The sequence below is a fragment of the Dyella subtropica genome (assembly GCF_026283965.1).
Lineage (GTDB): Bacteria > Pseudomonadota > Gammaproteobacteria > Xanthomonadales > Rhodanobacteraceae > Dyella_D > Dyella_D subtropica.
On the sequence record NZ_JAPDPD010000003.1, the window covers coordinates 207,316 to 230,381 of the forward strand.

The 23,066-nt window shown below is 64.2% G+C and carries 18 protein-coding genes; 9 read left to right on the forward strand and 9 right to left on the reverse strand.

The features are described 5' to 3' along the window. Positions 1-401 precede the first annotated feature (401 nt). Positions 402-1,154, reverse strand: a complete 753-nt coding sequence (locus OUZ45_RS04560) for a GntR family transcriptional regulator (RefSeq protein WP_266168794.1) — start codon at positions 1,152-1,154, stop codon at positions 402-404. A 235-nt stretch (positions 1,155-1,389) separates the two neighbouring features. On the opposite strand from OUZ45_RS04560, the gene zwf reads away from it, so the two are divergent. From zwf to OUZ45_RS04580, 4 genes are all read left to right on the forward strand, one after another. Then, entirely contained in the window at positions 1,390-2,856 is a 1,467-nt protein-coding gene (zwf, locus tag OUZ45_RS04565) for a glucose-6-phosphate dehydrogenase (RefSeq protein ID WP_266168736.1), read from the forward strand. Positions 2,857-2,977: 121 nt separating this feature from the next. Then, positions 2,978-3,691, forward strand: a complete 714-nt coding sequence (pgl, locus tag OUZ45_RS04570; protein WP_266168737.1) for a 6-phosphogluconolactonase — start codon at positions 2,978-2,980, stop codon at positions 3,689-3,691. 91 nt (positions 3,692-3,782) lie between these two features. Next, on the forward strand, positions 3,783-5,600 hold the full coding sequence (edd, locus tag OUZ45_RS04575; RefSeq protein ID WP_266168738.1) for a phosphogluconate dehydratase: 1,818 nt from the start codon (positions 3,783-3,785) through the stop codon (positions 5,598-5,600). 113 nt (positions 5,601-5,713) lie between these two features. Continuing rightward, positions 5,714-6,358 carry a bifunctional 4-hydroxy-2-oxoglutarate aldolase/2-dehydro-3-deoxy-phosphogluconate aldolase gene (locus tag OUZ45_RS04580; protein WP_266168739.1) on the forward strand — a complete coding sequence of 215 codons (645 nt, stop codon included), beginning with the start codon at positions 5,714-5,716 and terminating at the stop codon, positions 6,356-6,358. A 577-nt stretch (positions 6,359-6,935) separates the two neighbouring features. Here the strand turns inward: OUZ45_RS04580 and OUZ45_RS04585 are convergent. From OUZ45_RS04585 to OUZ45_RS04600, 4 genes are all read right to left on the reverse strand, one after another. Next, positions 6,936-7,820, reverse strand: a complete 885-nt coding sequence (locus tag OUZ45_RS04585; protein WP_266168740.1) for a PhzF family phenazine biosynthesis protein — start codon at positions 7,818-7,820, stop codon at positions 6,936-6,938. Between the two features lie 22 nt (positions 7,821-7,842). Next, positions 7,843-8,148: a DUF1272 domain-containing protein gene (locus tag OUZ45_RS04590; protein WP_266168741.1), complete on the reverse strand. Its 306-nt coding sequence runs from the start codon at positions 8,146-8,148 to the stop codon at positions 7,843-7,845. 162 nt (positions 8,149-8,310) lie between these two features. After that, complete coding sequence (locus OUZ45_RS04595; RefSeq protein WP_266168742.1) at positions 8,311-8,769, reverse strand: GNAT family N-acetyltransferase; 459 nt, start codon at positions 8,767-8,769, stop codon at positions 8,311-8,313. Position 8,770: 1 nt separating this feature from the next. Continuing rightward, positions 8,771-9,169 (reverse strand): rhodanese-like domain-containing protein, encoded by a 399-nt coding sequence (locus OUZ45_RS04600; protein ID WP_266168743.1) that lies wholly within the window; start codon positions 9,167-9,169, stop codon positions 8,771-8,773. An 80-nt stretch (positions 9,170-9,249) separates the two neighbouring features. Here OUZ45_RS04600 and ftrA point away from each other — a divergent pair, with 80 nt between their 5' ends. The 4 genes from ftrA (at position 9,250) to OUZ45_RS04620 (ending at position 13,313) form a co-directional block, all read left to right on the forward strand. Then, on the forward strand, positions 9,250-10,221 hold the full coding sequence (ftrA, locus tag OUZ45_RS04605) for a transcriptional regulator FtrA (RefSeq protein WP_266168744.1): 972 nt from the start codon (positions 9,250-9,252) through the stop codon (positions 10,219-10,221). A 58-nt stretch (positions 10,222-10,279) separates the two neighbouring features. After that, positions 10,280-11,149: an EamA family transporter gene (locus tag OUZ45_RS04610; RefSeq protein ID WP_266168745.1), complete on the forward strand. Its 870-nt coding sequence runs from the start codon at positions 10,280-10,282 to the stop codon at positions 11,147-11,149. 88 nt (positions 11,150-11,237) lie between these two features. Continuing rightward, entirely contained in the window at positions 11,238-12,842 is a 1,605-nt protein-coding gene (locus OUZ45_RS04615; RefSeq protein ID WP_266168746.1) for a S10 family peptidase, read from the forward strand. A 96-nt stretch (positions 12,843-12,938) separates the two neighbouring features. Continuing rightward, positions 12,939-13,313 (forward strand): nuclear transport factor 2 family protein, encoded by a 375-nt coding sequence (locus OUZ45_RS04620; RefSeq protein WP_266168747.1) that lies wholly within the window; start codon positions 12,939-12,941, stop codon positions 13,311-13,313. 105 nt (positions 13,314-13,418) lie between these two features. Here OUZ45_RS04620 and OUZ45_RS04625 read toward each other — a convergent pair whose 3' ends face one another. Further along, positions 13,419-17,924, reverse strand: a complete 4,506-nt coding sequence (locus OUZ45_RS04625; protein WP_266168748.1) for a DEAD/DEAH box helicase — start codon at positions 17,922-17,924, stop codon at positions 13,419-13,421. Positions 17,925-18,382: 458 nt separating this feature from the next. Between OUZ45_RS04625 and OUZ45_RS04630 the strand changes: the two genes are divergently transcribed. Beyond that, complete coding sequence (locus OUZ45_RS04630; RefSeq protein WP_266168749.1) at positions 18,383-20,635, forward strand: TonB-dependent receptor; 2,253 nt, start codon at positions 18,383-18,385, stop codon at positions 20,633-20,635. A gap of 96 nt (positions 20,636-20,731) precedes the next feature. On the opposite strand, the gene OUZ45_RS04635 is transcribed toward OUZ45_RS04630, so the two are convergent. From OUZ45_RS04635 to OUZ45_RS04645, 3 genes are all read right to left on the reverse strand, one after another. Next, positions 20,732-21,376, reverse strand: coding sequence for a hypothetical protein (locus OUZ45_RS04635; protein WP_266168750.1), 645 nt, complete (start codon positions 21,374-21,376; stop codon positions 20,732-20,734). A gap of 76 nt (positions 21,377-21,452) precedes the next feature. Further along, on the reverse strand, positions 21,453-22,097 hold the full coding sequence (locus OUZ45_RS04640) for a hypothetical protein (RefSeq protein ID WP_266168751.1): 645 nt from the start codon (positions 22,095-22,097) through the stop codon (positions 21,453-21,455). 187 nt (positions 22,098-22,284) lie between these two features. Further along, positions 22,285-22,683: a hypothetical protein gene (locus tag OUZ45_RS04645; protein ID WP_266168752.1), complete on the reverse strand. Its 399-nt coding sequence runs from the start codon at positions 22,681-22,683 to the stop codon at positions 22,285-22,287. Positions 22,684-23,066 lie beyond the last annotated feature (383 nt).

Genomic DNA, 23,066 nt, shown 5'->3' on the forward strand with positions numbered 1-23,066 from the left:
CTCCCCAGAAAAAGATAATCAGGAACCTGCGTCTTTAAGTCGTCCGCGATGGGTTTGTGCGGAAAGGGCATAAACTTTCGCCCGCACGGATGGTAAGCACTGGTTAAGAACTATTCCTAGTGCCTGTGACGTAAATTTTATTATTAGCAACAGACAGTTATGCGTAAGTTTCGCAGAATCAGGCAGTCGCCGTGAAAACATGCGATGTATTCGATTTGTGAACACACAGGCCGTATGGCCGGTTAGATCGGGATAATTTTTCCAGCGCCGCAAGTAATTGCGAAGTCGATTTTTGGTGCATGCATTTCTCCGGCGACGTCATCGTCCGGATCGTGCAATGCGCGGATTAAAAAATAGTGCGACTGAAAATCGACGAATTAACCATCAACGCCCTTGCGGCGTCAGTCGGTCTGTAATTCCGCCACGAAGTCGTAAATGTCGCCGCGATACCACGAGGTGGTGAACTCCACGACGCGGCCGTCATCGAGAAAACTGCGACGCTCGATGTTCAGCCCGGCGCTACCGGTGGGCACATGCAGCAGGCGCGCCTGCTGCGCGCCCAGCGAAACGGCGCGTAGCCGTTGCAACGCGCGGCGCGGACGGCAACCCAGGCTTTCCAGTACTTCGTACAACGAGTCGTGCACCAGCAAAGGATCGGACAGCACACTGGCTGGCACCACGCTGCGCTCGATGGCGAGTGGCTCGTCCTTGGCATAACGCACGCGGTGCAAGCGCGCCACCAGCACGCCGGGCGAGAGGTTCATCGCCATCGATTCTTCCGGCGTCACTTCGCCGATGCCGCGTTCGAAGAATTCCGAACGCGGATTGAGTCCGCGCGCGCGCAAATCCTCGGTGAAACTGGTGAGGCGCGACATCGGCTTGATGATGCGTTCGGCCACGAAGGTGCCGGCGCCGTGGCGCTGGGTAAGGATGCCTTCCTCCACCAAACCGGCGATGGCTTTGCGCACGGTAACGCGGGATAGATGGAGCGCGCGCGACAGGTCGCGTTCGCTGGGCAGCGCCTGGCCCGGTTCGATGTCGCGGTGCTCCACCACATTGCGGATGGCCCGGCGCAAGCGCAGGTAGGCCAGCGGTTGGTGGATGGCCGCATCGCGGCTGAGGCGGAGGTATTCGTTGGCCAGGGCGGTTTCCATGGCGGCCACGATACCAATGACCATACCAATCCCACAAGCATGGGCAAAAACGGGGCCGTGCGAGGGGTACCACTTGCCGGAAAACCTGCTGGCAAGTGCCGTCATGACTAAGTTTCACCCAAGTGGTGTTGTCTGGTATTTCAGTGGTACGGTACGATCAAGTAACAAATCCGATAGACCAAATCCGATAGACGCCCCCCGGCCACAGGCCACGCAATACGTCGAGGTGATTGAAGTGACGGCTTCTCCCCAGCCGGTCGAACCGTTCGACCTGGTGATTTTCGGCGGCACCGGCGATCTCGCCGTGCGCAAACTGCTGCCCGCCTTGTTCCATCGTTTTCTCGACGGCCAGATCCCGGCCGGCAGCCGCATCATCGGCATCGCCCGCGAGGCACTGGACGATGACGGCTACCGTGGCAGCCTGCGTTCCGCTTTGGTCGAAGCCGGCGGCGCCCAGGCCAAGGTGGAGGAATTCCTGGGCCAGGTCGGCTATCGGCCGCTGGATGCGCGCAAGGACGAGGGCTGGGACTCCTTCGCCGCGCTGATCAGCGAGCAGCCCGAGCACGTGCGCGTGTTCTATCTCTCCACCTCACCCGAACTGTTCGTCGACATCTGCAATCGTCTTGGCAGCTACGGCCTCAACCGTGGCCAGTCGCGAGTGGTGCTGGAGAAGCCGATCGGCCGCGACTTGGCCAGCGCCAACCAGATCAACGATGCCGTGGGCCGCGTGTTCGACGAATCGCAGACCTTCCGCATCGATCACTACCTCGGCAAGGAAACGGTGCAGAACCTGCTGGCGCTGCGCTTCGGCAACGCGCTGTTCGAGCCGCTGTGGAATGCCGGTCACATCGACCACGTGCAGATCACCGTCGCCGAAACGCTCGGCGTAGGGCGTCGCGGTGCGTACTACGATCGCGCCGGTGCACTGCGCGACATGGTGCAGAACCACATCCTGCAGCTGCTATGCATGGTGGCGATGGAGCCGCCGGCGTCACTGACGCCCGACGCGGTGCGCGACGAAAAGCTCAAGGTGCTGCGCTCGCTCAGGCCGATCGACGAAAGCAATGCCGCGCAGTTCACCGTGCGCGGCCAGTACCGCGCGGGTGCCGCCGAAGGGCAGGGCGTGCCGGGTTACCTGGAAGAGCTCGAAGGTGGCAAGTCCCATACCGAGACCTTCGTGGCGCTGAAAGCCGAGATCGAAAACTGGCGCTGGGCCGGCGTGCCGTTCTATCTGCGCACCGGCAAGCGCCTGCCCGAACGCGTGTCCGAGATCGTGGTGGTGTTCAAGGCGGTGCCGCACTCCATCTTCGGCGCCTCAGCCGGCCCGCTCGCGCAAAACCGCCTGGTGCTGCGCCTGCAGCCGGACGAGGGCGTGAAGCTGTGGCTGACCATCAAGCATCCCGGCCCGGGCGGATTGCGCCTGCGTCATGTGCCGCTGGACATGAGCTTCGCCGAAGCCTTCGGCGTGTCGCAGCCGGATGCGTACGAGCGTCTGCTGCTCGACGTGGTGCGCGGCAATCCCACCTTGTTCATGCGCCGCGACGAAGTCGAGGCGGCATGGCAGTGGGCCGATCCGATCCTGGCGGCCTGGGCCGCCAGCGGCGAGGCACCGCGTCCGTACACCGCCGGCACCTGGGGGCCAAGCGCCGCCGTGGCGTTGATCGAGCGCGATGGCCGCACCTGGGACGAGGACAGCGAGTAGTCGCGGCCATGACCATCGCAACGCGCGGTCAGCCTGCTTCACCGCTGCGTTGCAGGGTCGTTCCTAGACTTGGTGCTTCTCCATCAATGAGCTGTCGTCCACTTCAAACCACATTGCTGTCATGCCTTCTACGTTGAACGTCACCACCCATAGTTTCACCGACGGCGACGCGCTGGCCCGCGCACTCGCGGAACGCGTTGCCGAGCGGTTGCGCAGCGGCATCGCCGAACGCGGTGCTGCGCTGCTGGCCGTATCCGGCGGCAGCACGCCGGTGCGCTTCTTTCAGCAACTGTCGCGCGCCGAACTCGACTGGTCGAAGGTGCAAGTGGCGCTGGTCGACGAACGCTGGGTGCCGGAAACCCATGAGCGTTCCAACGCCCGCATGGTGAAAACCGAGCTGCTGCAGCACGCCGCCACCGTGGCGCATTTCGTGCCGCTCTACGCCGGCGCACCTACGCCGGAGGCCGGCATGGTCGCGGTGCGCGCACGCGTAGCGGCACTGCCGTATCCATTCGATGCGGTGGTTCTTGGCATGGGCAACGACGGACACACCGCATCGTTCTTCCCCGGCGGTGACCGACTCGCCGAGGCGCTGGACCTGGCCGGTACCGCACGTGTGTTGCCCATGCGTGCCGCCGGTGCCGGCGAACCGCGCATCACCTTCACCCTGCCCGCGCTGCTCGACACGCAGGCGCTGTATCTGCACATCGAAGGCGACACCAAGCGCCAGCTGCTGGCCGATGCCCAGCTTGGGCTGGGTGCCGCCAAGGAATACCCGGTGCGTACCGTGCTGACCCAGACGCGTGTGCCCGTTGCCGTGTACTGGTGCCCCTAAGCACCAGGCAACAGGAGTGGGAAACGAGCGGCCCTCAACGCTCGTTTCCCACTTCCCCCTCTTCTAGTAATGAAAGTCCTGGATTGAAGTCATGACCACCCTGCATCCCGTCGTCGCCGAAGTCACCGAGCGCTTGCGCGAGCGCAGCCGCGAAACGCGCGCTGCCTACCTGCGGCGTATCGATGCGGCCGGCAGCGCGGGCACGCATCGCGAGCGCCTCTCCTGCGGCAACCTCGCTCACGGTTTTGCCGCCTGCGGCCCGGACGACAAGGCAGCGCTGCGCGAAGGCCATGCGCCGAACTTGGGCATCCTCACCTCGTACAACGACATGCTCTCCGCGCATCAGCCGTACGAGCGCTACCCGGAACTGATTCGCGAGATCGCACGCAAAGCGGGCGTCACCGCGCAAGTGGCCGGCGGTGTGCCAGCGATGTGCGACGGCGTGACCCAGGGCCGTGCCGGTATGGAGCTGTCGCTGTTCTCTCGCGATCTGATCGCCATGGCCACGGCGGTATCGCTGTCGCACGACATGTTCGACGGCGCGCTGTACCTGGGCATCTGCGACAAGATCGTGCCCGGCCTGTTGATCGGCGCGCTCAGCTTCGGCCACTTGCCCGGCATCTTCGTGCCCAGCGGGCCAATGCCCAGCGGTATCACCAACGAACAGAAATCCAAAGTGCGCCAGGCCTATGCCGAAGGCAAGGTCGGTCGCACTGAACTGTTGGAAGCGGAAGCCGCTGCTTACCACGCGCCCGGCACCTGCACCTTCTACGGCACCGCCAACTCCAACCAGATGCTGATGGAGATCATGGGCCTGCATCTGCCCGGCTCCAGTTTCGTCGCGCCGGACACGCCGCTGCGCGACGCGCTCACCGCGGAAGCCGTACACCGCGTGGCCAAACTGAGTGTGCAGGGTTCCTCGCATCTGCCACTGGGCCACATCATCGATGAGCACGCCATCATCAACGGCGTGATCGGCCTCCATGCCACCGGCGGTTCCACCAACCACCTGCTGCATCTCGTCGCCATCGCGCGCGCCGCCGGCATCCAGCTGCGCTGGGACGATTTCGATGCACTGTCCTCGGCCGTGCCACTGCTGGCGCGCGTGTATCCCAATGGCTATGCCGACGTGAACCAGTTCCACGAAGCCGGCGGCATGGCCTTCCTGATCGATCAATTGCTGAGCGCCGGCCTGCTGCATGGCGACGTGCGCACGGTGTTCGGTACCGGTATGGACGGCTATACGCAGGTGCCATCGCTGGATGCGGCCGGCGAACTTGCCTGGCATCCGGTGGCGAAAGAGAGCGGCAATCGCGGCGTGCTGCGCAGCATGGCCGAGCCGTTCCGCGCCGACGGCGGCCTGCGCATGCTAGCCGGCAACCTTGGCCGCGCGGTCATCAAGGTGTCGTCGGTGCCGGACGATCGTCTGGTGATCGAAGCGCCCGCCATCGTGTTCCACGATCAGGACGACGTACGCAAAGCCTTCGAACGCGGCGAACTCAATCGCGACTTCATTGCCGTCGTGCGCTTCCAGGGGCCGCAAGCGATCGGCATGCCTGAGCTGCACAAGCTCACGCCGACCTTGGGGGTGCTTCAGGATCGCGGCCATCGCATCGCCCTGCTTACTGACGGCCGTATGTCGGGCGCCTCCGGTCGCGTACCGGCGGCGATCCACGTGACGCCGGAGGCCTCGGCGCACGGTTCGATCGCCAAGATCCGCGATGGCGACATGATCCGTCTCGATGCGGTGCATGGCACCGTCGATGTGCTGGTCGAGGCAGGGGAATTCGCCGCGCGCATCCCGGCAACAGCCGACCTGAGCGGCCACCACAGCGGCATGGGCCGCGAACTGTTCGCTCTGTTCCGGCAGGCGGCCGTCGAGGCTGATTTGGGCGCCGGCGTTCTGTAATTCCTAGTAGGAGCGCACCCTGTGCGCGAACAGCGTTTCGATATCACCGGCCGTAGTGCCGGTCGCGCACAGGGTGCGCTCCTACATTCACGCAAACCACCGCAGGACTACTCATGAGCAACATCGAATCCAAGCAGCAGCAAGTCGAAGCCACCCTGCGCCTGGCGCCCGTGGTGCCCGTGGTGATCATCGACGATGCGAAAGCTGCCGTGCCGATGGCGCGCGCTCTGGTGGCCGGCGGTATTCCGGCGATCGAAGTAACACTTCGTACACCGGCCGCGCTGGATGCGATTCGTGCCATTGCCGCCGAAGTCGAAGGTGCGGTGGTCGGCGTAGGCACCGTACTCACGGCCAAGGATCTGCACGCCGCGCAGCAGGCCGGCGCGCGCTTCGCCGTATCACCGGGTATCTCACCGAACTTACTTGCCGCCGCCGATGACAGTTCCCTGCCGCTGTTGCCCGGTGTGGCGACGGCCTCGGAGGCGATGAGCTTGCTTGAGCGTGGCTACCGTCACCTGAAGTTCTTTCCTGCGGTGCCTGCCGGTGGCTACAAGTTGCTGGGTGCCTGGGCTAGCCCGTTGCCGCAGATTCGTTTCTGTCCGACGGGGGGTATCAGCCTCGCTTCAGCGCCCGAGTTTTTGTCGCTGCCGAACGTGTTGTGTGTGGGTGGGTCGTGGCTTACGCCTGCGAACATGCTCAAGGCGGGGGACTGGGCGGGGATTGAGGCGCTGGCGCGCGAGGCGAAGGCGCTTCGCTAACGCCTGCTCCCTCTCCCCCGTTCACCGATTTGTGCACGGGGGAGAGGGTTGGGGTGAGGGGTGGGTGCTCGCGACACCGTTTCTATCTCGTCATTCCGGTGTAGGCCGGAGGCGCTTTACAACAGCGAAGCTGGTCATCCAGTGGCATTGACGCTTCGATGTTCGCGTTATCGCGACCAGGCTCGCCTGCCGCGGGCTTTCGAACCGCTGCCGCGGTCCGAGTCACTTTTCTCTGTTTGGCCAGAGAAAAGTAACCAAAAGAGAGGCCACCCCGGTTACGCGCCCTCCGGCTTCGCCTGCGGGTTCGTGAGGGCTGGCCGGGCTTTTCGACACGACGTCCCTGCCGTGTCGAAAAGGCGCAGGCATCCATGCCTGCGCCCCCTTCGGGGCCTGATCGTCCAGCCCTCACCGCTGCACAGGGGACCCTGAAGGTCAAAAGCAAAAGCCAAGAGCAAAAGCCAAGAGCAAAAGCCAAGAGCAAAAGCCAAGAGCAAAAGCCAAGAGCAAAAGCCAAGAGCAAAAGCCAAGAGCAAAAGCCAAGAGCAAAAGCCAAGAGCAAAAACCAAGAGCAGCGCTCTCAAGGCAAACGGATGCTGCCTTCGATCATGGTGACGGCTCTTCCGCCGATCCATGTTGTGCCGTCTTCGTCATAGCGGACGCTCACGCGGCCGTCGCGTTTCAGTGCGGTGCCCTGTCGCACGGTGTAGGTGTCGCCGGGGCGTCGGCCTTGTTCCGTCAGCAAGCAAGCGATGCCAGCGTTGGCGCTGCCGGTGACGGGGTCTTCCTCGATGCCTATGTCGCCGCCTGTGATCAGGCAGCGCACTTCGAATGTTGCTGGGCCGTCTTCGGCGTGTGGGCCGTAGAAGGCGAAGTTACGGATGCCGGTGTCCTGTGCGAAACGCTCGAGTTGTGTCAGGTCGGGTCGTAACGCAAGGCAGGCTTTGGCAGACGATACGCGCGTGACGAGCCACGCTGGGCCGTTGTCGACCAGGCAAGGGGGTGCGTTGAAGTCGAGCGCGTCGGTGTGCCACGCCTGCGCCAGTGCGGTGTGGTGCGCGGTGGCCAATGGCGTGAATGCAGTGGGCGGTGCGGCGAATGCCCAATGGCCTTCGTTCTGTTCGGCGAGCTGCACCAGGCCGATAGGGCACTGTTGCACCAACCGCCCTTTGCGTTTGGGCGAATAGCCACTGCTCAGCAAGGCATGTGCGCTACCGAGCGTGGGATGACCGGCGAATGGCATTTCGTAGGCGGTAGTGAAAATGCGCACGCGATAGTCGGCATCCGGATCGGTTGGGCGCAACAGGAAGGCGGTTTCGGACAAGTTGGTCCAGCGTGCGATGGTCTGCATCTGGTCGGTGTCGAGATCGTCGGCGTCGAACACGACAGCCAGCGGATTGCCTTTGTACGGCGACGAGGTGAATACGTCGACCTGCATGAAACGAACACTGCGGGTGGAAGGCATAGTGAGGCGCCTGGCGAGTGGGTTAGCGATCTTCGGGCGCTACACCTTTCAAGCTGCTTGCGAACGATGCATGCGCAACCAGATCGATGGGCTTGTGCGTCATCGTGCGCGTCGCAGGATGCTTGCCGAGGAAGGCGCCGCTTCGCCACTCATTCACGGGACGAATGGGCCGTGCCGTGAAACCGCCGCCGCAGTTGGGGCAGACGTTGTATAGCTGCTCGACGCAGTCGCGACAGAAGGTGCATTCGAAGGAGCAGATCATCGCTTCGGTGGAAGCGGGTGGCAGGGGCTTGTTGCAGTGTTCGCAGGTGGGGCGTAGGTCGAGCATGGAAGAGCTCCGGAGGGGCAATGAGTGGGAGTTTGCCGCAAGGGCCTACCCCTCCCCAACCCTCCCCTGCAAGCAAGGGAGGGAGCAGGGTGTCGCGAGCTTTAGCTCCTCCCCTTGCTTGCAGGGGGAGGTTGGGAGGGGGTACGCCCTTGCGACAGCGCCTCACGTCACAACCAACGTAAACCGCCGCTTGCTCAGCTCCGACGCCCCAAGCCGCCGATAAAACCTCGCCGCATCCTCATTCCACTGCGGCGTCTGCCACTGCATGTTGCGGCAACCGTGAGCGCGAGCGAAGTCATACACCTCCCGCCACAGACGCCACCCGATCGCCCGCCCGCGCCAGCCCTCCCGCACGTACAGACAATCCATATGCAGGAACACAGCGCGATCGAGTGTGGAGAAATCCAGTGTCGCTGTGACGTAGCCCACCGCACTATCGCCAGCCTCGGCGATCCATGCATGCAGGTGCGCCGGTGAACTATCGAGCGCGTGGATGAGCGCATCGATGCGCTGATCTCCCGCATGCGATATCCGCTCATAGGCAGCATGCTCGGCGCATAGTGGCACCAGCCGATCGACATCGGCGCCGTAGGCACGGCGCACGGTGATATCGGTCGTCACGTCAATTCCCGCGCTCCAGGCCAAAGCCCTCGTCGATCCATCCGGTGAGCCCACCGATCATCTCTTTCACCGGCCGGCCCAGTTGGGCCAGCTTCACTGCCGCCTTGTTGGCGCCATTGCAATGCGGGCCGGCGCAGTAGACGACGAACAAAGTATCGGCCGGATATTCAGCCAAGCGCTGCTCGCTGATGGTGCGGGTAGGAACGTTGAGCGCGCCCGGCACGTGACCAGCGGCGAACAGCGTGGGCGTGCGTACGTCGAGCAGCACGAAGTCCTTCACCTCGTGATTCGTTGCGTAGAAAACGTCGGCGCAATCGGTTTCGTAGGTCAGGCGCGCCTGGAAGTGGGCGAGGGCCTGGCTGCTGGCGGCGGCGGGAACGCGCTGGACGACACTGTTCATGGGTTGCTCCGGGTGGGTGGCGATGTGTGTAGTTTGGGCACTGGCACCCCAACCGGACATTGGCGAGAATGCCAGTCATCATGAAGAAACCGCCAAAGCGTTCCGGCCCCGCCAACCGCTCCGTCGTCGCTCTTGTCTACGACGGCCTGTGCACCTTCGAATACGGCATCGCCGTGGAGATGTTCGGCCTGGCGCGCCCGGAGTTCAGCAGCTGGTACGAGTTCGCTTCCTGCGCGGTGGACCGCGGCCCGATGCGCGCGGCCGGCGGCCTCCGCGTGCAAGCCGATGGCGGCATGGCGCTGTTGGCGAAAGCCGGCACCATCATCGTGCCGGGCTGGCGCGGTGCGGATGCGGCGCCACCGCCAGCGTTGCTGGATGCGCTGCGTGCCGCCCATAAGCGTGGTGCACGCCTGCTCTCGTTCTGTTCCGGCGTGTTCGTGTTGGCGGCGGCGGGTCTGCTGGATGGCCATACGGCCACCACGCATTGGCGCTATGCCGAGGCGCTGGCGGCGCGCTATCCGCGTATCCGCATCGCGCCGGACGTGCTGTATGTCGACGAGGGTAGCGTGATGACCTCAGCCGGCAGCGCCGCCGCTATCGATCTTTCCTTGCACCTGATCCGCCGCGACTATGGTCCGCAGATGGCTAACCAGGTGGCCCGCCGCGCCGTGGTGCCGACCCATCGCGATGGTGGCCAGGCCCAATTCATTCCGGCGCCCCTGCCCGAACAGGGCGCAGCGCTGGGCAAGTTGCTGGAGTGGATGCGCCGTCACCTCGACGAGCCCCTGCCGCTGAGCCTGCTCGCCGAACGCGCTCGCATGAGCGAACGCACCCTGCTGCGCCGTTTCGAGGAAGCCACCGGTTGCTCGCCCAAGCAGTGGTTGACCCACGAGCGATTGGCCCGTGCACGCGAGCTGCTGGAAGGCAGCGACCTGGCCGTCGAACAGGTCGCCGATGCCTGCGGCTTCGGCAGTGCGGATACCCTGCGCCATCATTTCCGCCGGACGTTGAAACTGAGCCCGGCACGCTATCGCGAGCGCTTCGCGCATTGAGGCGGCGTAGCGAGCGCTTGCTACGCTTTCCTCTCACTTCTCACTTCTCACTCACCAAATGACCTACGTTCTTCTAAGCGTTCTCTGCAGCGTGCTTGTCTCTGTGCTGCTCAAGCTGGCGCGCCGGCAACACGTGGACGTAGGGCAGGCCATCGCCTGGAACTACGTAGCGACGAGTGCGCTCACCGCGTGGATCTTCCATCCCGCACTGGATGCGCTGCATGGACCGGGCGTCCCCTGGGTGGGGTTGATTGGCCTGGGCGTGCTGCTACCGACCATCTTCCTCGCCCTCGCGGCCTCGGTGCGGCATGCCGGCATTGTGCGCAGCGATGCGGCGCAGCGGCTTTCCTTGTTGATCTCGTTGCTGGCGGCTTTCCTGCTGTTCGGCGAGCAGCCGACCGCGTTGAAGGGAGCAGGCATCGCGCTCGGTCTGCTGGCTTTGTTGTGCATGGTGTGGCGTGGCCGACATGCCCCTGCAAGCAACGGCGCGGGCGCGTGGTATTGGCCGCTGGCGGTGTTCATCGGTTTCGGCGTGATCGACATCCTGTTCAAGCGGGTGGCGCAGGCGGGCGTGCCGTTTGCGGTATCGCTGCAGGGCATGTTCGCGCTGGCGCTGATCGTGGCCTTTGCCGTGGTGGCCTGGCGCTGCCTGCGTGGACATGCACGACTGACGGTGCGCGACATGCTGGCCGGCCTGCTGCTGGGCCTGGTCAACTTCGGCAACATCGTGTTCTACGTGCGCGGTCATCAAGCCCTGCCGCAACATCCTGCGCTGGTGTTCGCCAGCATGAACCTCGGTGTGGTCGCGCTCGGCGCGCTGGTGGGCACGCTGGCGTTCCGGGAGAAGCTGAGCACGGTGAATGTGGTGGGGCTGGTTTCCGCCCTGGCGGCGATCCTGCTGATTGCCCGCGCTTCCTATGGCCTGTAGGGCCAGGCAATGACTTATGGCGTATGAAACCGAGAACCGGTGGCATCTAAGCTGATCGTTCGGGTACCCGCCAACCAAGGACGCATCCATGCGCAAGCTCTCCCTCGCCGCGGCCATCGCCGCGCTTCTGCTTTGCACCACCAGCTATGCAGCGGAAAAGAAGGACAAGGAGAGCAAGCCGGAAGACAAGCCGGACGCCGCGCTGGTGCAGCCGCAGTCGTCGGAGAGCGCCGGTTCGGTGCGGGTCGAGGGCAAGAGCATCGACTACAAGGCGGTGGCCGGCACCTTGGTACTGCACGGCAAGGGTGATAAGGAGCACGAGCCGCAGGTCAGCATGTTCTACGTCGCCTATCTCAAGAAAGGCGCTGATGCAGGGAAGCGGCCAGTCACCTTCATCTACAACGGCGGACCGGGTTCGGCCACCGTGTGGCTGCATATGGGCGCCTTCGGGCCGAGGCGGGTGGTGACCTCCGACGACAGCCACACGCCGGCTGCGCCGTACGGTCTGGTCAACAACGACTACAGCCTGCTCGACGCTTCCGACCTGGTGTTCATCGACGCACCCGGCGCCGGCTTCAGCCGCCTGATCGCAGCCGATGAAGACAAAAGCAAGCGCGAAGAGCAGATGAAGGAGCGCAGCAAGGCCACCTACAGTGTGGACGGCGACGGTCATGCTTTCGCGCAGTTCATCACCCAGTTCCTGTCCAAGTACGGCCGCTGGAACTCGCCCAAGTACCTGTTCGGTGAGAGCTACGGCACCACGCGTTCGGCGGTGCTGGCGAACATCCTGGAGAACGAGTCCAGCGTCGATCTCAATGGCGTGGTCCTGCTTTCGCAGATACTCAACTTCGACACCGGTATCGACGGCCCGCAGTTCAATCCTGGCGTCGACCTGCCCTACGTGGTGGCATTGCCCACCTTCGCCGCTACCGCGTTCTACCACCACAAGCTGCCGGAGCAGCCTGCCGCGCTGGAGCCGTTCCTGCGCGAGGTGGAGCAGTACGCGCTGGGCGATTACGCGCAGGCGCTGATGGCCGGCTCGCGGCTCGATGCCGGCCGCAAACAGGCCGTGGCCGAGAAGCTGCACCAGTACACCGGCTTGCCGGTGGCCTATCTGATGAAGGCGGACCTGCGTGTCACCGGCGGCATGTTCGAGCATGAGCTGCAGGGCGATGGTGACCTCACCACGGGCCGCCTCGACAGCCGCTTCTCCGGCCCCTCGCTCGATCCACTGAGCAAGGATTCCGAATACGACCCGCAGTCCTCCGCGATCAGCTCCGCCTACGTCGCCGCCTTCAACGACTATGTGCGCAAGCAGCTGAAGTACGGCGAAGGCCAGCAGTACCGCCTGTTCGCCAGCGTCGATCATTGGGATTTTGCGCACAAGGCACCGGGTGTCAACGGCGAGGCCCTGCAGCAGTCCACCAACGTCATGCCCGACCTGGCCATGGCGATGAAGACCAACCCCAACCTCAAGGTGGCCCTGCACGGCGGCTACTACGACCTGGCCACGCCCTACTTCGCCGCCGACTACGAGATGCATCACCTGCCGGTCCCGGCCGCGCTGCAGAAGAACATCTCCTACGACTGGTACCCCTCGGGCCACATGGTCTACGCGCACGAGGATTCGCTGAAGAAGCTGCACGACAATGTGGCCCGCTTCATCGAACAGACCGATAACGTTAAGCGCTAGAAGAGAGGTCAGGAGTGAGAAGTAAGGGGAGCTGCTGCTAGGCTTCCTCTCTCTCGTTTCTCACTCCTCTCCACTCACCACTCCATCCAGGCCCCCATGCGCGACCTCATCAACCGCTACATCGACGCCTACAACCGCATGGACGTGCCAGCCATGCTGGCCACCATGCACCGCGAAGTGGTGTTTGAGAATTACACGGCCGGCGTGTTGAGCGTGAGTACGCGAGGCGTCGATGAGCTGCGCCACCTGGCGGAAAGCTCATTGCATCTGTTCGCCGCGCGGCGGCAGATCATCACGGCCTTCCGCGAGCACGGTGATGCGGCTGCCACCGCGGACATCCTGTTCGACGGCACGTTTGCCATCGATCTGCCCAACGGCGTGCGTGCGGGGCAAAGCATGTCCATGACGGGGCGCAGTGAGTATCGCGTGCGGGATGGGTTGCTTATCTACATCGCCGACTACAGCGAATGAGTTCTTTGTAGGAGCCCACCCCCGGATCGAGTCCGGGGCAGGCTCTGTGGGCGACCGGCGATGACGTAACGTTTAGCCTTGAACCATCGCGCACAGGGTGCGCTCCTACAGGTGCGTTGCGGCTATTTCGTGATCCACCCGCCGTAGCAAGGCGTTCTTCCACCGCTGCTTCTGCGCCGGCTCGGCTTCCACCAGCCATTGCGGCTTGTTCGCTACCAGCGCCGCGACGGGTACGCCGTCTTCATACAGCACGCGCGTGCCGATCAATGCAGGCAAGCGATTGCCGCTCAGCACCGTGCCGACCAGGTTCAATGGATCGCAGCCACTCAGGCAGATGTGCTGGCCATCGTTCGGTTGCTGACGCACCTGGCGCAGTTTGCCGATGGCTTCCGGCAGCGCGAACTGTTCACCGACCAGCCCTTCCACGAAACGGCCGCCACGGATTTCCCCGCGCGCTTCCAGTCGATGGAAGACGCGCAGCAACTCGCGCCACGACGGCAACCACGACGCCTCGCGTTCCAGCAGTTTCCAGAACACCACGCCGTAGCGTCGCAGCAAGGCGCGTGCGATATGTTCGATCGCCTCCGCCTTCGCTCCCTCTCCCCCGCGGGGAGAGGGTTGGGGTGAGGGGGCACGTTGGGATGACGTTTCCAACGAAGCGGATGTTGCCTGCGAGGTTGTCGCGAGCACCCGCCCCTCATCCGCCCTGCCGGGCACCTTCTCCCCGGAGGGGAGAAGGGAAATGGGCTTAGGCTCCCCAGGGGGGAGAAGGTTTTTTACTAGGGACCACCGTCCCGCATCCTCAATCCCACTCAACATATGTCGCCGCAAACGCTTATGCCGATGCGCATCGCGCTTGGCTGCCGGCAGCAACAAGGCGCGCAGGCCGGCGAAGCTGTCGGCGGTAACGCGGCCAGCGGCGACCAGCTCGCCCAGCGCATCTTCCAGTTCCGTGCGCAGCAAGTGGGCCGCGCTCATCAGCTCATCGAAGAACAGCGCGCCATGTTCGCGCAACGCATCGGCTACCGCCTGGGCGCGCGAGGAAAGCAGCACGTCCTGCGGGTTGCTGGTACCGGCGATCGCTGTCCATAGCGGCATGCTCTTGCGCGGCAACAGCACGATCGGCGTGGCGCGCACCGGGCCGCCGCCACCGCCGGTGCCGCCGCGCAGGCGGTTCCAACCGATGCGGCCGGCACGGCACAGATCATCCAGCCAGCTGATGGCGTAGTCGTCGATGCGTGCGGGCAGGATCTCCGCCTCCCACGCACCCGCAGCCGCCTCATAGCCTTCGAGCTGGGTCAGTGCGGCCGGCAGCGCATCCGGGCCGCTAAGGCGGGTGCCGGGGGTTACGTGCTGCCATTCGAACAGGAAGCGCATCAGGTCACGGCGGCTCACCGGTTCGATTTCGCGGCGCAGGCGGCCGATGGTGTAGCGATGGATGCGTGCCAGCAGATGCCGCTCGCACCATTCGGTGTCGATGGCGTCCGGCGTGAAGCGGCCCTGCATCACATAGCCTTCCGATTGCAGGCGCAGCAGCGAGAGATCGACATCCGCCGCATCCACCGCAAGCGAACCGGCGAGCTGAACCACGGTGACCGGGCCGAGACCGACTAGGCGGCCGCGCACCAGTTCCAGCAAGGCGTCTTCGCGGGTCCATGTTGGCGCGGCGTACTCGGCCGGTGCCTCGATGGCCGGCTGCATGGCGGCTCCGGGGTGGATCGCCTGTAGCAGCGGCAGTTTTTCCGCACAGACCCAGACGCGCTGCGGCGTGAGCAAGGTGACGCGGCGGGCCTTCGCCAGCGCCTGCAGCCAGCCCTCCCAGCCTTGGTTGTCTCCGGCCTCGGTCGCCGTGATGAAACCCAGCACGTTCAACGCCTCGTGCATTTCATCCGCGCTGCGCACCTGCGGCCAGGCTTCCTCACGCACGGCGTCGATCGCCTCCGGATCGAGCCGGCCCAGGTCGTCGGCACTCTCCGCGTCGTTCCAGCGCCGCGTCTGCACCGCCTGGGTACGACGCTCCTCCAGCGGGGCATCGTCGAGGAAGGCATACGGCGCGGCGCTCAGCACTTCGCTGGCGAGCGGGCTGGGCGACGTGAGGTCGCGCGCGACGACGTCGATCTCGCCGTTCTCCAGGCCGCGCAGGATGCGCAGTAGTCCGTCGACGTCCATCGCCTCACGCAGGCAGTCGTACAAGGTCTGGTTGACCAGCGGGTGATCGGGGATCTGCCGCTCGCCGACGATGTTCTCCAGGCAGGCGACCTGGTCCGGGAATACCGTGGCGAGCAGATCCTCGCTCTTCATGCGCTGCAACTGCGGCGGCACCTTGCGGCCACCCTGGAAGCGCGGCAGCGCCAGCGCGGTGGTGGCGTTCCAGCGCCAGCGCACCGGGAACAGCGGCGCATCGAGCAGCGCTTGCACCAGCACGTGTTCGGCGGTGTTGGAGTGCAGATAGCGCGCCACCTCCTCCAGCGGGAAGCTGTGGCTGGTCGATAGCGACAGCACGATGGCGTCTTCCGTCGCCGCCGCCTGCAACTCGAAATTGAACTGGCGGCAGAAGCGTTTGCGCAGCGCCAGGCCCCAGGCGCGGTTGATGCGGCTGCCCCAGGGCGTGTGGATCACCAGCTGGGTGCCGCCGGATTCGTCGAAGAAGCGCTCGAACACCAGCGTGTGCTGCGTCGGCAACACGCCGAGCGCGGCCTTGGCCTTGGCCAGGTAATCGGCCAGCTGCTGTGCGGCGGATTCGTTCAAACCCAGCGCCTGCGTCAGCCATTCGAAGGCGGCTGATGCGCCGCCCTCATCCAGCCGCGCGGAGACTTCTTCGCGCAGCCGTGACACACCAAACGACAATTCATCCGTGCGACCCGGCGCCTCGCCCAGCCAGAACGGAATGCTTGGTGGCACGCCATGTGCGTCTTCCACACGCAGGCGGTCGCGCTCCACGCGCAGGATGCGATAGCTGGTGTTGCCGAGCTGGAAGATGTCGCCAGCGAGGCTTTCCACCGCGAAATCCTCGTGCACCGAGCCGATCACCGTGGCCTGCGGCTCCAGCACCACCAGGTAATCGGCGGTATCGGGAATCGCGCCGCCGGAGGTGACGGCCGTTAGCCGCGCACCACGCCGCGCGCGCAGTTGCTTGTGCACGGCATCGCGATGGATATACGCCGCACGCGCACCGCGCCGTGTCGTGAAGCCGTCGGCCAGCATGCGCACGATGGCGTCGAATTGTTCGCGCGGAAGATCGCGGTAGGGATGCGCACGCCGCACCATGGCGAATAGCGCATCTTCGTCCCATTCGCGGCAGGCCACCTCGGCCACGATCTGTTGAGCGAGCACGTCCAGCGGTTTCGGTGGCAATACCAGCGCATCCAACTCGCCACGGCGCACGCAGTCGAGCAAGGCCGTGCATTCGATCAGATCATCGCGCGTGGCCGGAAACAGTCGCGCCTTGGGGGTGCCATCCACCGCATGGCCGGAACGGCCGGCGCGTTGCAGGAACGCGGCGATGGAGCGCGGCGAGCCGAGCTGGCAGACCAGATCCACATCGCCGATGTCGATACCCAGCTCCAGCGACGCAGTGGCGACCAGCACCTTCAGATCGCCGCGCTTGAGCCGCTGCTCGGCATCCAGGCGTTGTTCGCGCGCGAGGCTGCCGTGATGCGCGGCCACCACTTCCTTGCCCATGCGCTCCGAGAGATGACGCGCCACGCGTTCGGCCATGCGCCGCGTGTTGACGAACACCAGCGTCGTGCGATGTCCCTGTACCAATGCAGCCAGCCGGTTGTAGACCAGCTCCCAGCTGTCGTTCGACATCACCGCTTCGAGCGGTACTGGAGGGACTTCGATAGCGAGATCGCGCGCACGGGTATGGCCGACGTCGACGATGGCGCAGAGTGAACTTCCTCCCTTGCTTGCAGGGGGAGGGGCAAGCGCGGCAAGCGCTGCATCTTCCCCTGCACCCACTAAAAACCTCGCCACCTCCTCAATCGGCTTCTGCGTTGCCGACAACCCGATCCGCAACAACGGCCGCTGACACAACGCCTCCAGCCGCTCCAGCGACAAAGCCAAATGCGACCCGCGCTTGCTCGCCGCAATGGCATGGATTTCATCCACGATCACCGTGCGCGCGCCGGCCAGCATCGTGCGGCCGGATTCCGAGCCCAGCAGGATGTACAGCGACTCCGGTGTGGTGACGAGGATGTGCGGTGGCCGTTTGCGCATCAGTGTGCGCTCCACCTGCGGCGTATCGCCGGTGCGCACGGCGGTGCGGATGGCTACGTCGGGCAGGCCCATCGCTTCCAGTTCGGCGCGGATGCCTTCCAGCGGCGCTTCGAGGTTGATATGGATGTCGTTGGACAGCGCCTTCAACGGCGACACGTAAACCACCGATGTCACGTCCGGCAACACACCGCCACGCGCCACGCCTTCGCGCACCAAACCATCGATGGCGGCGAGGAAGGCGGTCAGGGTTTTACCCGAGCCGGTCGGTGCGGCCACCAGGGTGTGGCGGCCCTCGCGTATGGATGGCCAGGCGGCCAGCTGCGCCACGGTGGGTGCAGGAAAAGTGCGCTGGAACCACTGGCGAACGGCGGGATGAAAGTCGAGCAGGGACATGGGCTAAGAGCCTGTTCAAGGCCTCCGCGTGGCCCGCGCCGGGAGCTGTTTGCGCGCTAGCCAAGGAAGAGTGAGGGAGTGTACGTCCGTACACGACCGAGTGATGACGCCGGCTGGTGCGCAAACAGACCCGGCCCGAAGGGTGGCTTGTCAGTGGCCGCCATGCGGCAGCGCGCGGCTTAACCTGGCAGCCAGCCAGGCCTGCGCCACGCGCTACCACCTGACGGCCACTGACAAACCACGCGGGTCACGCGGAGGCCTTGAACAGGCTCTTAAACCCGCATCGAACGAGGCTGGAGAAGCATTCTAGATGGGGTTGTGCCGCGCCTGCGCCAAGGCGTCGCAAGAATATGCGGCTTTCGTCGTTAGCAGCTTTGCATGACAATATCGCGGCACAGCAATGCGCCACCGTATGTGCGTCGTTGCGACACCGTTGCCTTCACTTCCAGGGAAAACCCATGAGCGTCGCCCACCCGTCGCGGTTCGCCGTGCTTGCCGTTTCCATTGCCCTTGCCTTGTCGGCCGCTGCCGCGCAGGCGCAGGATGCCAACGCCCAGCAGGGCACCGCTCCCGCCAAGAAGAAGCCGGTGGAGCTGCAGGCGGTGAACGTCACCGCTGAAAAGCGCGTGGAGAACCTGCAGAAGGTGCCGATCTCCATGACCGTGCTGCCGTCGGAGAAGCTCGAATCCTTCGGCCAGTCGGGCGACACCGTGCTGCAGCTCGCTTCGCGCGCGCCGAGTGTGTACGCCGAAACCTCGTACGGCCGTGAGTTCCCGCGCTTCTACATCCGCGGCCTCGGCAACAGCGACTTCGATCTGAACGCGTCGCAGCCGGTGTCGATGGTGTACGACGACATCGTGCAGGAGAACCCGGTCCTCAAGGGCTTCCCGCTGTTCGATCTGGAGCAGGTGGAAGTATTGCGCGGCCCGCAGGGCACGCTGTTCGGCCGTAACTCGCCGGCAGGCGTAATCAAGTTCGAATCGCGCAAGCCGAGCCAGGACACCAGCGGCTATGCACGCGTCTCCTACGGCACCCTGGGCACGGCCAATGCAGAAGCCGCCTTGGGCGGCGCGCTCAGTTCGCATTGGTCGGGCCGCGTCTCTGCGCTGGCGCAGCATCGCGACGGCTGGATCGACAACGACTACACCGGCAAGAAGGACGCGCTGGGCGGCTACAACGACCGCGCTGTGCGCTTGCAGGCGCTGTACGAGGACGGTGACTTCAACGCGCTGATCAACGCGCATGCGCGCTGGCTCCAGGGCACCGCCACGGTCAATCGCGCCAACGCGATCCCGCTCGGCGAGAACAGCTTCGTGCCGGGCTTCGACCGCTACAAGGTGCTCCAGGACGGCGGCAACAAGCAGCATCTCTTCAGCTGGGGCAGCAACCTGCACCTCAACTGGAAGCTGGGTGACTACACCTTCACCTCGATCACCGGTTTCGAGAAGGCCACCTCCTACAGCCTGGGCGACGTTGATGGCGGTATCGCCATTCCGCATAACCCTAGCCAGCAGTCCGCGGTGACGCCGTTCCCCGCCGAGACCGCCGACGCGTTGCCGCACGATCGCCAGATCACGCAGGAATTCCGCCTGGCCAGCGATCCCAAGGAGCGCCTGAACTGGCAGGTCGGCACCTATTACTTCTACGAAAACATCGCGATCAGCAACTTCGACTACGCGACCCTCAACAACCACGCCCTCGACGGCTACGCCAAGCAGACCCAGCGCACCAACGCCTGGGCGGTGTTCGCCTCCAGCGACTACAAGATCACCGACGACTTCGACGTGCGCGCCGGCGCGCGCTACTCGCACGACTCGCGCACCTTCCGCGTGGATCGCCTGTTGTCGCCGATCGGCGGCGGCCCGCTGACGCTCGGCGCCGATCCGCACGACTCGCGCTGGAGCGGTGACCTCACCGGCACCTGGACGCTCAACCCCAACATCAACGTGTACGGCCGTATCTCCAACGGCTTCCGCGCACCGAGCGTGCAGGGTCGCGTGCTGTTCTCCAACAGCATCTCGCAGGCCAAGCCGGAAACCATCACCTCGTATGAGATGGGCATCAAGACCACCGGCATGGACAATCGCGTGCGCTTCAACGCGGACGTCTACGCCTACAACATGCACAACCAGCAGCTCACCGCGGTGGGCGGCGACATCAACATCACCCGCCTGATCAACGCCCGCAAGACCAAGGGCTACGGTGGTGAGTTCGATCTCGAGGCCTACCTCACCCCGAACTTCATCGTCACCGCCGGCGGCAGCTACAACCACACCGAGCTGAAGGACCGCACCCTGGCGGTAGCGCCGTGCGGTTCCGGCTGCACCTTGCTGAACCCGCTCAACGCCAGCGGCAACGCATTGGTCGATGGTAACCCGCTGCCGAACGCGCCCAAGTGGATCGGCACGCTCACCGCGCGCTACGGCATCCCCTACGGCGAGAGCGGCGAGTTCTTCGTTTACACCGACTGGAACTACCGCAGCGACGTGAACTTCTTCCTGTACGAATCGAAGGAGTTCCAGAGCAAGCCGTTCCTCGAAGGCGGCCTGCGCGTCGGCTACAACTGGGATTTCGGCAAGCGTGAGGTGGCTCTGTACGGCCGCAACCTCACCAACAAGCGTGTCATCACCGGTGCCATCGACTTCAACAATCGCACCGCGTTCGTGAACGATCCGCGCGTGGTGGGCGTGGAGTTCCGCGCCGATCTGTAAAGCTGGAAACCCGTGGCGCCATCACACCTGATGGCGCCACAACCTGCGTCGGTAGGAGCGCACGCGGTTGCGCCTTACATGGCTCGGTGCCCTGGCCTAAGCCCAAAACTGCCACCAAGCCTTCTTCTTGAGCTCGGCCACAGGCGGCACGTACGGCGGGTTGTAGCGAGCCGGCCACGGCTCCGACACGCCCGCCATCCCCGCCAGCTCAAAAGACTCACATGCGTCGAGCACAGCCTCGCGCCCCAGCCCGGCGACGTTGCGCAAATCGTCGCTCATCGTCAACGTTCCATCGGCTTCCGAGCTTTCGAGACACGTGAGTGCGTTGCGCAACAACGCCTCGAGTTCGCCCGCCTCCCCCATCATGTCCAACTCTTCCGTGCGGACCAGCACATGCTTGAAGGGTTCGCCTTCCATCCTGGCGACCCACTCCGCATAGAGCGCCTGCCGCTCCTCACCCAGCACGCCGGCAATCACCGAGGCACGCGCGCGCAAACGTGCGAGCCCGGCTTCCTTTGAACAGCACAGATAGGCGTACGAACGGGAGTCCTCTCCTTCAAAGATGCTTTGATCGACTACCGCAATCCGGATGTCGTTTGATCCGAACAGACACAACCAGAACAGAGGCACTGAAGCGACCGCCTCGTATTCGGTGCCGGACGCGTTGAAGAACGCATCCCATCCATCCTCTGTGGGGAGTTCAAAATGATCGGTGCAACAGAGATAGACACGGTTCGACATGAAAGGATCGCTCAAGAGTTAACTGCATGGGATTGAAGAATGCCGCGCCGGCTCCGGGCCGAGGCCGGGTAATCCATCAGGGCGTCTGCTCGTACTCTTCGCCGTTGAACACGTAGCGCGTGGTCTGATCCACCGTCTGTGCCGATGTCTCGTCCCGTCCATATGGAGTGGTCTTACCCCGTGTGCGCAGCTTCAGGTCGTGCAGACCTTGCGACGACTTCTCGGTTCCGATGATGACCACGGTCTTGGTCTCGGTGGTATCGACGCAGTCCGATTCGCACTGCGTAACCCAGAACCTCCAGTCCACGTTCTGCGAAAAGACCTTTCGCAGCCGCCGGCTTTCCAGCGTGAAGAGCCAGAGATCCGTGGTGTACTGGTCGAAAGTAGCCCCGTGCGAGCGCGTCTCGACCAACACCGGGAACGCAGCCCCCTCATCGCTCAGCGGATAGTTGGCGCGATCGAACCTGATTGCACGCACCTGGCCTTCCACGTCCATCGGGACGGTAGTCTCGGCAACCAGCTGCTCACCCTGATACGCCTGAACCAGCAAGCTTCCGCCGGTGAATCCTTGCAGGTTCCAGCACAACTGCACTCGGTAAGAGGCGCCCCCCTGTTTGAACAAACGCTCACCCATTGCTTCGTGCTTGGCGGGGCATTGGGCGTGAGCCAGCGAAGCAGAGGCGGCCAGGACGACTGCAAGCAGGATCCGGAACGGTTTCATCGTGTCGCTCGAAAAAGCCACTTGCAAAGGTCACTCCGAACCAGAGGTGGTGAGGCGAATGTAGCCGGGCGCCGTGATAGCTCCATTACCGGCCACGCAAAAAGTCTTCTGTCTGGGGGACTCCATCTTTGAGGCACTCGTTTGATCCATCAGTGGGCCACTGGAGCCGGGAGTAACGCGACTTTATTCACGCATATCTGCCAGGCAATGACGTACCACTCATAAGCGCTTCAAAGACACATTCCGGATCGGCTTGGCACCAGTACTTGAAGAAGACGGCGGCCTTATGAATCGCGAAAAGGCGTCCCACCGTCTCGGACTCCGCAACCAATAAGCGCGGCTTTTGCCATTGCTGGGCGACAACAGCAATCGGCTTTCCGCCATGCCCGCCAGCCTCGACGATCCAGGTTGCATGGCCTCCCGCGATGGTGGCGAGGCAACAAGCGCTCTGTGCCAACTCGATCAACTGGTGGACCGACGCACTCATGGGAGCCGCGAAAGGACGTTCGTGCGCTTCACCGTCATCGCCTGCGCAAACACTGTCGCGGTCAGCGTAGATAAGTAGAGTTTCGTTGCTGCTTTCCATGGATGTTTTCGCGGACGGAGTATCCGTAGTCTTCCTTGCAATTTGCGGAAGAAATGATGCGCAGCGCAAGGCGTTGTACCGGGCGGAGGATAGTGTCGGCGGCCTGTGCGTCGGCTACAACTGGACTTTCGGCAGGCGTGAGGCGGCGCTGTACGGTCGCGACACCCCAGCCGGGAGAGCGCAAACCAAGGGCTACCCTTCCCCTGTCCCACAGGGACCAGCTGCCCGTCACAGCAGGGGGAGAGAGTGCGTCGTCAATTTCCCACACGCCCTTCTCAGTACGCCATACAAACGCCCCTGCGCCCATGTCACTATGCGCCCCAGTCCGTCGTGAGCCTGGATGCCCGGAGGGGGTGTCGGCGGCGGTCTTCATGCGCGGGAAA

What these genes read in the sequence shown, in the direction of transcription:
- OUZ45_RS04630 (WP_266168749.1), top strand. Translation starts at nt 18,383, where the DNA reads ATGAGCGTCGCCCACCCGTCGCGGTTCGCCGTGCTTGCCGTTTCCATT.
- OUZ45_RS04610 (WP_266168745.1), top strand. Translation starts at nt 10,280, where the DNA reads ATGACCTACGTTCTTCTAAGCGTTCTCTGCAGCGTGCTTGTCTCTGTG.
- OUZ45_RS04590 (WP_266168741.1), bottom strand. Translation starts at nt 8,148, where the DNA reads ATGCTCGACCTACGCCCCACCTGCGAACACTGCAACAAGCCCCTGCCA.
- edd (WP_266168738.1), top strand. Translation starts at nt 3,783, where the DNA reads ATGACCACCCTGCATCCCGTCGTCGCCGAAGTCACCGAGCGCTTGCGC.
- ftrA (WP_266168744.1), top strand. Translation starts at nt 9,250, where the DNA reads ATGAAGAAACCGCCAAAGCGTTCCGGCCCCGCCAACCGCTCCGTCGTC.
- OUZ45_RS04615 (WP_266168746.1), top strand. Translation starts at nt 11,238, where the DNA reads ATGCGCAAGCTCTCCCTCGCCGCGGCCATCGCCGCGCTTCTGCTTTGC.
- OUZ45_RS04585 (WP_266168740.1), bottom strand. Translation starts at nt 7,820, where the DNA reads ATGCCTTCCACCCGCAGTGTTCGTTTCATGCAGGTCGACGTATTCACC.
- OUZ45_RS04645 (WP_266168752.1), bottom strand. Translation starts at nt 22,683, where the DNA reads ATGGAAAGCAGCAACGAAACTCTACTTATCTACGCTGACCGCGACAGT.
- OUZ45_RS04640 (WP_266168751.1), bottom strand. Translation starts at nt 22,097, where the DNA reads ATGAAACCGTTCCGGATCCTGCTTGCAGTCGTCCTGGCCGCCTCTGCT.
- OUZ45_RS04620 (WP_266168747.1), top strand. Translation starts at nt 12,939, where the DNA reads ATGCGCGACCTCATCAACCGCTACATCGACGCCTACAACCGCATGGAC.
- OUZ45_RS04625 (WP_266168748.1), bottom strand. Translation starts at nt 17,924, where the DNA reads ATGTCCCTGCTCGACTTTCATCCCGCCGTTCGCCAGTGGTTCCAGCGC.
- OUZ45_RS04600 (WP_266168743.1), bottom strand. Translation starts at nt 9,169, where the DNA reads ATGAACAGTGTCGTCCAGCGCGTTCCCGCCGCCGCCAGCAGCCAGGCC.
- OUZ45_RS04580 (WP_266168739.1), top strand. Translation starts at nt 5,714, where the DNA reads ATGAGCAACATCGAATCCAAGCAGCAGCAAGTCGAAGCCACCCTGCGC.
- pgl (WP_266168737.1), top strand. Translation starts at nt 2,978, where the DNA reads ATGCCTTCTACGTTGAACGTCACCACCCATAGTTTCACCGACGGCGAC.
- OUZ45_RS04635 (WP_266168750.1), bottom strand. Translation starts at nt 21,376, where the DNA reads ATGTCGAACCGTGTCTATCTCTGTTGCACCGATCATTTTGAACTCCCC.
- OUZ45_RS04560 (WP_266168794.1), bottom strand. Translation starts at nt 1,154, where the DNA reads ATGGAAACCGCCCTGGCCAACGAATACCTCCGCCTCAGCCGCGATGCG.